Source organism: Phycisphaerae bacterium, from assembly GCA_019636475.1.
Classification (GTDB): Bacteria; Planctomycetota; Phycisphaerae; order UBA1845; family UTPLA1; genus JADJRI01.
In genome coordinates this window covers 431,308-442,956 of record JAHBXN010000001.1, presented here as the reverse complement: position 1 = coordinate 442,956, position 11,649 = coordinate 431,308, and the positions used below count along the sequence as shown (strand labels likewise).

Sequence of the window (11,649 nt, the reverse complement as noted above, 5' to 3'; positions counted from 1 at the left end):
GGGCGTCTGGATCGGGTGACGAGGCCGTCGGATGCGTTTCAAGTTTCGATATGAAACATTGCTTCGGATTCGCCGTCAGCTCGAAGACGAGCGGAAGCGAATTGTCGCAGCGCGATTGCAGGAAATCGCGGAGACGGAATCGCACCGGCAGGCCATTCTTGACCGAATTCGCCAGCAGTCAGAGGAGACGCGGCGGGCACTGTCGGCCGAAACGGTCAATGTGGATGAATTGAAGTTCGGTCGGCATTGGATGCTTCGGCTGCAGCGCGGCGTACTGGAGGCCGACGCGACGATCGTGCGACAGCGAGCGGCGTTGGCGGAGGAGCGTGTGCGGCTGGCGGAAGCGGCTCGAGCGGTGAAGGTGCTCGTTCGCCTGAAAGAGCGACGGCAGGCGGCATACGAGATGGAGATGAATCGGCGCGAGCAACTGGAACTGGATGAGATCAGCGTGCTGCGCCACGGAAGAGTCGGCACGGAAGATCGCAACGAGCGGCTGGTCGGTGACGTGGGGCGACAGACGTGACGATGCGAGCGCGTCAACTGCACGTCGTTAGATCCGCAGAGCGGGCCGGTGCCCGGGCGTGAGATGGGTGCTGTATGAAGAAGGTTTTTGTGGCAATCTCGGTCTTCTCGATCCTCAATCTGGCCATGCTGGCTGGCGGGGCCGCTTTGGCATGGCAAAAGGGCTGGCTTGAACGGTCTCGCGTGCTTGAAGCCGTGTCGATTCTGCGCGGGGAATCGGCAGAAAACATACAAAGGTCCGAAAGCGCGGGGGCTTCCGCGCGTCCGGTCAATGCAGAATCCACTCCCCGGACGATTCAGCAGACGGGTGATTTGATTCGCGAAGGCCGCGAAGCCGACGAGCGCAAGCGAATCGAATTCGCCCGTCGCGAGCGCGAGATTCAGGATGGATTCCGCTTGTGGGAGGCCCGGCAGCTGGCATTGCTGCGGGAGAAAGAAGCGCTGGAGGAGGAGAAGCGACGATTTGCCGCGGAGCGTGAGGCGCTGGCGCAACAGGCCGGTGACAGCGGGGTTCAGAAGGAGCTTGAGACGCTCTCGGGCATTCCGCCGAATTCAGCGAAATCGCTGCTGATGGCAAAGGACGAAGCCGAGGCGGCACGCATTCTCCGGACAATGGATCAGCGAAAGCTGAACCGGATTGTCAAGGAGTGCAAAACGGAAGAAGAGCGTCAGTGGATCGGACGCATTCTGGATAAGTTTCAAAACGCCAGCACGGCGAAGGCGGAGTCCCTCGACGACGGCTGATTGATGCGAAAGCGTCTGTCGAATGGGACCGCGTTCTCTGCCGATCGGAGTTTTTCGGGTGGCCCCGGGACCGGCACCCGCCGTTGCAAAGTCCGGTCGCGCCGGTGGATCCGGCGATTTCAAATCCGCATTGGCTGATGCGGCATCGCGCCGCGAGCAGACCTATCGAACGGGCACGCCGTCGGGCGCTGATAATGTGCGATCGTCCGGGCGCTCGAACAAGTCACGCGATTCATTGAAAGACAATCGACCGATTGGATCGGAGTCGACTGAATCGGATAGCCCGGTTTCGGTTGAAGTCTCCAGCATTGTACCTGACACAGTGGTTGCAGCCGATCCGCAGGCCGCGGGTTCGCAACTCGTCATCCAGAATTCCAGATCCGACGATTCGACGCCCTTCGATGGCACTTCGTCAGAAATCGTGCGAAACGTGTCATCCGCCTCGCCCGGCGAAGCGGAGGGTGAGACGAAAACAGAGGGCGATTCCGAAAGAGCCGGGCCGATCAATGGCCGAGTGGCTACCGAAGATTCAATACGAACATCGATTGGCGTGAAATTGGATGAGCGGGTCTCGTCGCGCGGGGCCGCGGAGGGGGGGGCAGCTCAGGGCGTAAGCCCGGTCGAGCCGGCTGAGGCGGAGGTACAGACCGCTTCACCGAGTCCGGAATCAAGTCCCGCCGATCGCATCCGAATCAGCGGCAAATCAGCGGATTCACAACGTGTGGTGACGGATGAAGCTGACCGCGCGGCAGCCGAGACCGCGCGTAGTCCGGCTGCTACGCAGCGTGGACGCGCGGACGCTCCAGTGGTCGAAGGCGAGGAAGGCCTGAGATCGCGTGAGGCGGCTGGCGACAAGCGCCGAGTTTTGCACCTGGATGCGCAGGAGCGGCCGTCCGATAGGGCGCGCGGCGCTGAAAGTGTGTTCGAAGAAAAAGTTCGCCGATGGATTGACGGTCGTCGTGAGGGGTCGAGTGTGCAGGATTCCGATGCGGAGTCCGGAAATGAATCGAAGCTCGGCAACGGGATATCGACGCCCATGACACGCACCAGCGGAGCAAATACAGCGAAAGTGACCGCTTCGGCGACGGAGATTCGACACGGCATTCGCGTGCTGTCCGGTCGTGGCGATGGCGCGGCTGCTTCGGTGGCGAAGCTGTTGCTTGAAGGTGGCGGCGAGATCGGACGCGACCATGCGACCAGTGAAACGGTGACGACACCCGGCTCTGTGGGCACGCATACCTCGGCTGCCGGGGTGATTGCGGATCGCGAGGCCGCGATTCCGGCGAACGTCGGCATGGATGCCGTGAGAAGCTCCGGCCCGTCGGGCGCCGGACATCGCGTCGCTGAATTGTTGAGTACGAGCGATGTGCAGAGCGATCCTATTGAGGCTTTGTCGCGCACGCTGAGCACTTCGGGCGGCGCCGGACGCTATCAGGCAACGATGCGGCTTGATCCGCCCGAGCTTGGGCAGGTGACCGTGCGACTGCGAATGGACCAGCAGGCCATGACGCTTCAGGTTCAGACCGAAGATGCGTCGGTTTCGCGGTTGGTCGAATCACGACTGAGCGAGCTTCGCGACGCCTTGTCGGCGCACGGCATTCGAATAGAGCGGTCGGAAGTCGTGACTCGCGCTCCAGAGACCGGTGACGCACGAAATCATGGCGAGTCGCAGCAAAGGTCGTCCGGCGACTGGCAGCGATCCGGTCGCGAGAGCGAGACGTGGGACGGCGCTCAGGATGGCCGTGGCGGTGCGTTTTTCCGCTCACGTGAGGGCGAAGGGGATCACAATTCGGCGTGGGATGCCGGGTGGCAGGCTGACGAATCGGCCGGACCGATGTCATCGAACGTCGGCGTCGTGCGAGGAGTGAATCGGCGCCCGATTCGAGATGGATCGGTTGATCTTGTGGCTTAGAGCGTGCGGCATGATGCCGATGGCGGCAATGTGCCGATGCCGAGGCATGTGAATTCGCTGTTGAAGCAGAAGGGTGCGAACATGGAAATCGGATCCACATCAAATGTCGCGGTCGCGGGCGGTTCGTCAAAGCCGACGACGGTCGGTTTCGGCGACATGAAGACCGAGGATTTCTTTGCGATGATGATCGCGCAGCTCCAGCAGCAGGATCCGCTCAAACCGCAGGACAACCAGCAACTGCTTTCGCAGATGTCGAACATTCGGCAGATCGAGCAATCGACCCGGCTGGGTGACACGCTCGAGGCACAAATGAAGGCGCTTCAGCAGCAGACCAAGATTCTGCAGGGGCTGACCTCCCAGAAGTTCAACGATCCGGCGAGCTTGATCGGCCTGTATGTGCAAGGACCGGGCGTCGGCGATTCCGGCGATCCGGTGATCGGCAGTGACGGAAAGCCGACGAAGGTCGAAGGGATCGTCATCGGCGTGGATTACACGTCGGCGGGCAGGGCCGTCCTGAAGTTGCACAATGGTACGTCAATCGTCGCGGACACGGTGGAAAAGGTGAAGATTGTTGTGCCGGATGACGGCGCCGGCGGCAGCGATGATGCTGGGACACCCATCGACAACGACGGAAATCCCGACGATTCAGATGCGGCGAATGACGATGCCGCGCGTATTAAGGCCGGCATGCACACTGCTGCGGACGCAAGGCATGTCAACGGGCCCCAGCAGATGGACACGGTCGCCGGGCTGCTGGATTCACTATTCTCGCAGGGCCTGGGCGTGCGCGTCGCCGTATAAACGAGACGGGATTGTCCGCTCAGCGGTATGCGCCGCGTCCGGGTTTGTCGAAAACAGTTTGATTATTCGCCGAGTCGTTGATCGAGTCAGAAAACTCTCGCCACAGAAACTGGAGTGAAGCAAGTATGGGTCTGACATCATCTCTTTACACCGGCCTTTCGGGGATGAATGCGAGTCAGTTCCGACTCGACATCATCGGCGACAACATCGCCAACATAAATACGACGGGCTTCAAAGGCTCGCGGACACTGTTCCAATCGCAGTTTTCGCGAACGCTTGCGGCCGGCACGAAACCGAGCGCGCTGCAGGGCGGGACCAATCCGGTTCAGATCGGACTGGGTGCGGCAATTGGTGCGATTCAGCGATCGTTCACGCCGGGCTCCGTTGAGACGACGGGAGTGCCGAGCGATCTGGCAATCGAAGGTGACGGCTTCTTCGTTCTGCGAACGCCGGAGAACGAACGGGTATTCACCCGTGACGGTGCGTTCAGCCTGAGTGCGGACAACCGGTTGCTGTCGGCGGATGGGTTCTTTGTTCAAGGCTATGCAGTGAACTCGAACTTTGAGCTGATTCCGGGATCGGTGGTCGACGTGAGTATCCCGATCGGTGTGTTGACCACGGCAAAGGCGACAAACGAAATTCAGATGGACGGCGTGCTCAATTCCAGCGCGACCAAGATTGTTGCGACGCAGGGATCGATTCTTCAGTCACAGATTCTGTACAACGCCACGACCGGCGTGCAGTTGAACAACGTGACTGGCCCAGGAACCGCGTTGACCAACATTCGCACGTCTCCCGGTCCGGGCGGCGCGCTTTTTGCGAACGGGGACGTCATCACGATTGATGGTGTTTCGCGCGGAGGACGTGATGTCCCTTCCGCTCAGTTCATTGTGGGGACAACCGGCACCACCATTGCGGACTTCCTCGCATGGACCGATGAGGTGATCGGTATTGACACAAGCGTGGGCGTGGCGGGCAATCCGGGAACCGGCGTGACGGCCGATGGCAGATTGGAGATTCGCGGCAATGCCGGAACCCAGAATGCGCTGTCGATCCAGGCCGGGGATCTGATCAGCAACGGCGGTACGCAGGTGCCGTTCACATTCACGGAAACTCAGGCGGCCAATGGTGAGAGTTCGCATACGACATTTGTCGTGTATGACAGTCTGGGGGCGCCGTTGACGGTCGATCTGACGATGGTGCTCGAAGCGCGCGACACGGGCAGCGCAACCTGGCGATACTATGCCTCTTCAGCCGACGATTCTGACGTGGACTTCGTCGTGGGAACGGGGACGATCACTTTCGACGGCAACGGTCAGTACATCGCGGCGCCTCAGCCCGGATTCCTTATTAATCGCGTCGGCACGGGCGCGAACGACCCGCTCGCAATTCAGATCGATTTCTCACGAATGAGCGGCCTGTCCGTCACCGGCCAGTCCACGATCGTGATGAGCTTTCAGAACGGTTTTTCGACCGGAACGCTGATCGATTACAGCATCGGCGAGGACGGCGTTATCACCGGCACTTTCAGCAACGGCCTGAATCAGACGCTGGGTCAGATCGCCGTCGGCACGTTCGCGAACCAGGAGGGTCTGCTGGCGCGATCCAACAACGTTTATTTCGTCGGGCCGAACAGCGGCGATGCAAGAATCACCCCGCCACTCACGCTTGGAGCCGGCAAGATTTCCGCAGGCACGCTTGAGTTGAGCAACGTTGACCTTTCGCGGGAGTTCATCAATCTAATCACGTCTTCGACGGCCTTTTCGGCCGCGAGCCGGGTCATTTCGACATCGGATACCCTCTTGCAGGAACTGCTGCTGGTGGCTCGACGGTAACCTCGAGGCCGTTCAGGATCGGTGCTGGAGTCTTGAAATGATCGCGGTTACGAAGCTTGGTGGTCAGGCCATCGTCTTGAATGCGGAGTTGATCAAGTACCTGGAGTCGACTCCGGACACAATGATTACCCTGATCACGGGGGAACGGATCATCGTGAAAGAGTCGCTTCAGGAGGTGGTTCGGCGCGCGATTGAGTACGGAAGGAGCGTCCGAGTCTTCGCCGCTTGATCCTCATTTTGTTGTGTTTCATGGAACCATTTGAGCGAAGCCCGCGGCCGATGCGCCGTGGGTTTTCGCATTTTCAGCAATGTTCCGCGGTCCGGTCCGGCAAATTTTGCGCGAAGGTACCGGCCGATTCCGCGTTTAGAGGCCCAGGTTGCGCAAGATTCGCAGTTGATCCGGTGAAGTATGCGCCGGAATCGACCGATAAGTATGGATACGCGATGACCGGAGGAGTCTGCCGGTTTCGCAAGGGGTGCCCTGACCATGGCCGATGCCGCGAAGGCGACAGATAAACCGACCGCTGAGCAGGCGGCGGCCGAAGCCACTGCCACCGGCAAGAAGAAGTTGCCGGTAGCGACTCTGGGGCTGGTGGGCGGCCTGATGGTATTGGAGGGTATCGGGATCTTTGCAGCGATGAAGTTTTTCGGCTCGCAGCCTGATCCGACCGTCGGCATGCCGCAACTCCAGGTGACGACACAGCCTTTTGGCGACAGCAAGGAAATTGAAGTCGCCAAGGTTCGCGTCCAGAACGCGAATGGCGTGCGGCCGATGCTGTATGCGGTGGGCATCGATATCAAAGTTCCGAGAGACAAAGAGGGCATGATCTCGGAGGATTTTCTGAAGAACCGCAAAGCCACGGTTACCGACGCGATCAGTCGCATTATTCGCAGCGCCGAGGGCAAGCACCTGACGGAGCCGGGCCTTGAGACGCTGAAACGTAAGATTCGAATTGAGCTGAGCAATCTGCTGGCGGACGACAAAATTATTGAAGAGGTGCTGATTCCGGAGTTCACGCCGATGCCGCTGGGCTATTAGCAGCGATCGTCGGCAAGAACGGGGACCGCCGTGCTGATTCCAGACCGGCAGATGAGGGCCGCGTGGAGCGCGGCCGGGCCACTGACCATGGATGGTGACGACGATGGCCGCTGAGAATCCTGACAACGTAGATGGCTTGTCCCAGGCGGATATCGACGCGGCGCTGGCAGCGGCCGGCGGCGATGCGTCGACGAGTCCGGCCTCTTCTTCGGGATCGGACGAAGGGGGTTCGACCTCCGATTCGATACCGATGTTTTCCCAGAGTGAGATTGATGCGGCACTGGCCGCGTCGCAGGAGGATGACGGTTCCGGCGCATCTTCCTCCCCATCGCCGATGGCCGTCGGTACGAACCCGGATGGAACGGTCAAGCTGGATTCCTCTGGTCGGCCGTTCGACGAAGCGGCGGCCATGATGGAAGCGGCGATCGCGGAGGAGCGTGCCGCAGCCCGGATGAATGCGTCGTCGTCTTCATCCGGTGCGGGATCGGCGGCGGTGACCGCCGGCGCAATGGCACTCGATCTTCCGGACTTTGGCGGCGGCTTGAGCGAAACCGACGAGAAAGGCATTTCGCTGATCGGCGATGTTCGCCTCGACGTGAAGATCGAACTGGGCCGGGCAGACATGTATATCGAGGACGTGCTGAAGCTCGGTGAGGGCGCTGTCGTCGAGCTGGACAAGCTCGCGGGCGATCCGGTTGACGTGCTTGTGAACGATCGACTGGTCGCTCGGGGCGAGGTACTCGTGCTGAATGACAATTTCTGTGTTCGAATCAGCGAGATCCTGCCGGGCGCCGGCGAAGCCCTTGAAGCGGCCTCATGACGGAGCGGGCAAGATGGGCCGGTTCGGACGGATAACCTTGTGCCATGAATTTGACATCCGACGCTTCCTGATTGCCTTCGCAATCCTTGCAGCTGTCTGCCTGCCGGCGAGGGCCGACGCGCCGCCCGTGTCCGGCGAGCGTGCGCCGGGGGTGATTGAGCGGAATAGCGAGCGCGCTTACGGCTCTCAGGGCGGATTGAGCGGCGGTGCCGGCCTGATCAGCTACTTCGGGCCGCTGTGCGTTGTGTTGGTTGTCGTCGGCGGTCTTGCGTGGGTGGCGAAGCGCTGGATGCCGCAGTCGCTGCGTAACACGGGTTCGGGTGTACTGCGAATCATCGCGAGGCAATCGCTTTCCGCGAAGCAGAGTTTCTGCGTCGTGCGGTTTGGGCGGCGCGTCGTTCTTGTGGGCGTGACGCCGGAACGCTTCACGGCGTTGAGCGAAGTGGTCGATTTGCAGGAGTCGTCCGCGATCATCGCGGCTGCGGAGAGCGGCAACCCTCAATCATTCTCGGCGATCTTCACGCGGGCTTCGGATGAGGATGCGAACTCCGTTTCGGGGGCCGAAGCGACGGGTTTCGGAGATGGCACCGAATCGGCAACGATGGAGGCCGATTCCATCGTTCGGTCCGGTGAACTGGCACGGTCGCGGGCGAAAGTGAAACAACTGCTCGAGCGCGTTCGCAGTCTGTCAAACGGAATCACGGCGTCGGCGGAGCCGGCGCAGCACTCGGCGTCGCGGTAGCGGCCCGATTCACACATGGGGCGCAAAGGAGTTGCGCGATGTCGTGCCTGCGTCGTCCACTGCGGCGATCGCGATTTATCCTCTCGGTGGCTTTCGCATCGGGCGTCGTGCTCCTGAGTGCGCCCGTACCGGTCCGCGCACAACTCTCTGCCAACGGCGTATCGAGTGCAATCGTCGACGAGTCGGACGCCGAGGCTGCATCTGGTTCGCCCAATCCGCTCGGAATTCCGGATGTGAGCCAGTTCTTTCCGACGGCGACCGATGCGAAGGGCGTCAGCGCCTCGATCAAGATTCTTGTTCTGCTGACGGTGCTGTCTCTGGCTCCGTCGATTCTGATCATGATGACGAGCTTCACCCGTATCATGGTGGTGCTCGCTTTGCTGCGACAGGCGATCGGCACTCAGCAGTTGCCGCCGGGACAGGTGCTGACCGGATTGTCGATCATCATGACGATGCTGGTGATGGCTCCGACGTGGCAGCGAATGAAGGCGGATGCGTTTGATCCGTATCTTGACGGAACGATGAATCAGGAGACCGCGTTCGAACGCGGCGTTGCACCCTTGCGGGAATTCATGCTGCGTCAGATCAAGCACGCGGGCAACGAGGAGCAGGTGTACCTGTTTGTCGAGTATGCCCGCGGTGAGTCGATTCCAGCGGGCAAAGTGCTGGCCGATGACGAGGTTCGGATGGCGGAGCTTGTGCCGGCGTTCGTGCTAAGCGAATTGAAAACCGCGTTTACGATGGGCTTTCGAATCTATCTGCCGTTTCTTGTGATCGACATGGTGATCGCTTCGGTTCTGATCAGCATGGGCATGATGATGCTGCCGCCGGTACTGATTTCGCTTCCGTTCAAGTTGATGTTGTTCGTGCTGGCGGATGGCTGGGGCATGGTCGTGGGATCTCTGCTCAACAGCTTTCATTGACGACGGCCGCGGATTGATGAGCGTCGCGGTTCGAAGGACTGGATATCGAAGATGAATGCCGGAACCGCCGTCGATATGTGCCGGGAAGCGCTAATGATCGCCCTGATTCTGGCCGGCCCGATCATGGCGATCGGCATGGTTGTCGGGTTAATCATCAGCATCGTTCAGGCTGTAACGCAACTACAGGAACAGACGCTGACTTTTGTTCCGAAGATTGTGGCGATGGGCGTGGCGACTGCGTTGTTTCTGCCGTGGATTACATGGCGGCTGGTGGAGTACACGCACACGTTATGGGGAGAGTTGTAAGGCGGGTATGCCGCCGAGAATTCGGACATCGTGTCGATACATGGAACTCATGCCATTTGAACTGCTGACATTCCAGAATCTGCTGCCGGCGTTCGCCCTGGTGCTGGCGCGGGTGTCCGGTGTGGTTATCGGGGTGCCGATGCTGTCGAGCGTTCAGATTCCGCGCGAAGCCAAGGTATGGCTCACGGTGACGTTGTCGTTGATGGTGTTTCCGCTGGCTGCACCGCATCTGCCGGTGGGGCTGACGCTGGGGCAATCGGTTGTCGGCATGGTCGGGGAATTCATCATCGGGGAAGTCATCGGACTGGGGACCGGGCTGGTGTTCGTTGCGGCGGAGGTCGCGGGCAAACTGGTCAGTCATCAGGCCGGATTGTCCATCGGCACGACGATCAATCCATTTTTCGACGAAGAGTCGATGGTGCTGGATCAACTCTGGTTTTTCACGGCGGCCATGCTTTTTCTCGCGTTGCGCGGCCATGTGCTGGTGGTGACGGCGTTGCTTGACAGCATTTTGACCATTCCGCCGATGATGGCGCATATCGACAATTCCGCCGGGGAGTTTGCGATGGCCATGCTTCAGAGCACCTTTCAACTGGGGCTTCGGATTGCGGGGCCGGCGATCGTGGCGCTGATGCTGACTTCGCTTGTGATGGGATTTCTTACACGGACGATGCCGCAGATCAATGTGCTGTCCGTGGGATTCGCGATCAAGATTCTCGTCGCTCTGCTCATGGTTTCGATGACGATATCGGCATCGGAGGACGTACTGACTCATGCGATGCAGCTCGGCTTCGATCAGATTTCCGCTCTTTTTGAGCAGATGTCGGAGGTGATCAAGCGTGGCGGATAGTGCCGGTGAGAGGACTGAAGCTCCGACGCCGCGCAGGCGGCAGGAAGCGCGGGAAAAAGGGCAGGTCGCGAAGAGCACTGATCTCAGCTCGGCCGTGCTGCTCCTGGGGGCAATGCTCGGCTTGCGCATGTTCGGCGGAAACCTGTTTGGTTCGCTGATGCAGGTCATGCGTGAGAATCTCGCGGAGATTGATGCGAGCGCCGCGGTCTCACTCGACATTCCGCGACTGGTCGCGACGACGGCGGTCCTCATGCTTTCGGCCGGCGGTCCGGTGCTGGTGACACTGGTCGTTGTTTCGCTGTTGTCGAATCTCCTGCAAGTCGGAGCCGTGTTCACGACGCGGCCGCTGGTTCCGCAACTGGAGCGATTGAATCCGCTGAATGGACTGGGGCGATTGTTCAATGTGCGCACGCTGGTGCAATTGGGGATGAATCTCATCAAGCTGCTGCTCGTCGCGTTCGTCGCCTACACGGCAATCAAGGGGCGGATGGGAGACCTGCTTCTGGCACTGGAACTGGAGGGTTGGCCGCAGGTGGCGCTCCTGTCTGACGTGCTTTACGACGTTGGGATTCGCCTGGCGCTCGTGCTGCTGCTGGTCGCGCTCTTTGATTTTGCATGGCAGCGTTTCAAGTTTGAACGCGATCTACGGATGACGAAGCAGGAAGTGAAGGAGGAGCTTCGCCGGATGGATGGCGACCCGATCATCAAGCAGCGGCGGCGGAAGATGCAGTTGGCGGCCGCCCTGCAGCGGATACGCAAGTCGGTGCCCACCGCGGACGTGGTGGTGACGAATCCGACTGAACTGGCGATCGCGATCAAGTACGACGCGGAGACAATGACCGCTCCGCGCGTGGTTGCGAAGGGGGCCGATTATCTTGCAAAGAAAATTCGCGAGATGGCAGCTTTGCACGGCATACCGATCGTCGAGCGAAAGCCACTGGCGCAGGCGCTTTACAAGACGGTGGAAGTGGGCCAGGAAGTGCCTGAGCAGTTCTATAAGGCGATCGCAGAGATTCTGGCGTATGTCTATAAGCTTTCCGGAAAGAAACTGAAGACCCGCAGCGCGGCATAGGTATTCCCCGGTGAACGGGACCGCCTGCATGAGATTCCGGAATCCGGATCAAGGAGCGAATGACGGAGAATGGCGACGGCGCT

Annotated in this window: 13 protein-coding genes; all 13 read left to right on the top strand. The window is 60.2% G+C overall.

Translation table 11 applies throughout. The annotated features are described in order from the left end of the window. Window positions 1-31 precede the first annotated feature (31 nt). Window positions 32-523, top strand: coding sequence for a flagellar FliJ family protein (locus tag KF841_01850; protein ID MBX3394089.1), 492 nt, complete (start codon window positions 32-34; stop codon window positions 521-523). 74 nt (window positions 524-597) lie between these two features. After that, on the top strand, window positions 598-1,266 hold the full coding sequence (locus tag KF841_01845) for a hypothetical protein (GenBank protein ID MBX3394088.1): 669 nt from the start codon (window positions 598-600) through the stop codon (window positions 1,264-1,266). A gap of 58 nt (window positions 1,267-1,324) precedes the next feature. After that, entirely contained in the window at window positions 1,325-3,178 is a 1,854-nt protein-coding gene (locus KF841_01840; GenBank protein MBX3394087.1) for a flagellar hook-length control protein FliK, read from the top strand. 48 nt (window positions 3,179-3,226) lie between these two features. After that, complete coding sequence (locus KF841_01835; protein ID MBX3394086.1) at window positions 3,227-3,979, top strand: hypothetical protein; 753 nt, start codon at window positions 3,227-3,229, stop codon at window positions 3,977-3,979. Between the two features lie 125 nt (window positions 3,980-4,104). Beyond that, window positions 4,105-5,814, top strand: a complete 1,710-nt coding sequence (locus tag KF841_01830; GenBank protein ID MBX3394085.1) for a flagellar hook-basal body complex protein — start codon at window positions 4,105-4,107, stop codon at window positions 5,812-5,814. A gap of 37 nt (window positions 5,815-5,851) precedes the next feature. Beyond that, a complete protein-coding gene (locus KF841_01825; GenBank protein MBX3394084.1) occupies window positions 5,852-6,043 on the top strand; it encodes a flagellar FlbD family protein in 192 nt (63 codons plus the stop codon). Between the two features lie 258 nt (window positions 6,044-6,301). Then, entirely contained in the window at window positions 6,302-6,853 is a 552-nt protein-coding gene (locus KF841_01820) for a hypothetical protein (GenBank protein MBX3394083.1), read from the top strand. Window positions 6,854-7,262: 409 nt separating this feature from the next. Beyond that, window positions 7,263-7,673, top strand: coding sequence for a flagellar motor switch protein FliN (fliN, locus tag KF841_01815; GenBank protein MBX3394082.1), 411 nt, complete (start codon window positions 7,263-7,265; stop codon window positions 7,671-7,673). A gap of 13 nt (window positions 7,674-7,686) precedes the next feature. Then, on the top strand, window positions 7,687-8,415 hold the full coding sequence (locus KF841_01810) for a flagellar biosynthetic protein FliO (GenBank protein ID MBX3394081.1): 729 nt from the start codon (window positions 7,687-7,689) through the stop codon (window positions 8,413-8,415). 38 nt (window positions 8,416-8,453) lie between these two features. Continuing rightward, entirely contained in the window at window positions 8,454-9,338 is an 885-nt protein-coding gene (gene fliP, locus KF841_01805; GenBank protein MBX3394080.1) for a flagellar type III secretion system pore protein FliP, read from the top strand. 51 nt (window positions 9,339-9,389) lie between these two features. After that, on the top strand, window positions 9,390-9,644 hold the full coding sequence (gene fliQ, locus KF841_01800; GenBank protein ID MBX3394079.1) for a flagellar biosynthesis protein FliQ: 255 nt from the start codon (window positions 9,390-9,392) through the stop codon (window positions 9,642-9,644). A gap of 40 nt (window positions 9,645-9,684) precedes the next feature. Next, on the top strand, window positions 9,685-10,494 hold the full coding sequence (locus tag KF841_01795; GenBank protein ID MBX3394078.1) for a flagellar biosynthetic protein FliR: 810 nt from the start codon (window positions 9,685-9,687) through the stop codon (window positions 10,492-10,494). Further along, window positions 10,484-11,566, top strand: a complete 1,083-nt coding sequence (gene flhB / locus KF841_01790; protein MBX3394077.1) for a flagellar biosynthesis protein FlhB — start codon at window positions 10,484-10,486, stop codon at window positions 11,564-11,566. Before KF841_01795 ends, flhB begins: the two co-directional genes overlap by 11 nt. The last annotated feature ends 83 nt before the right edge of the window (window positions 11,567-11,649 follow it).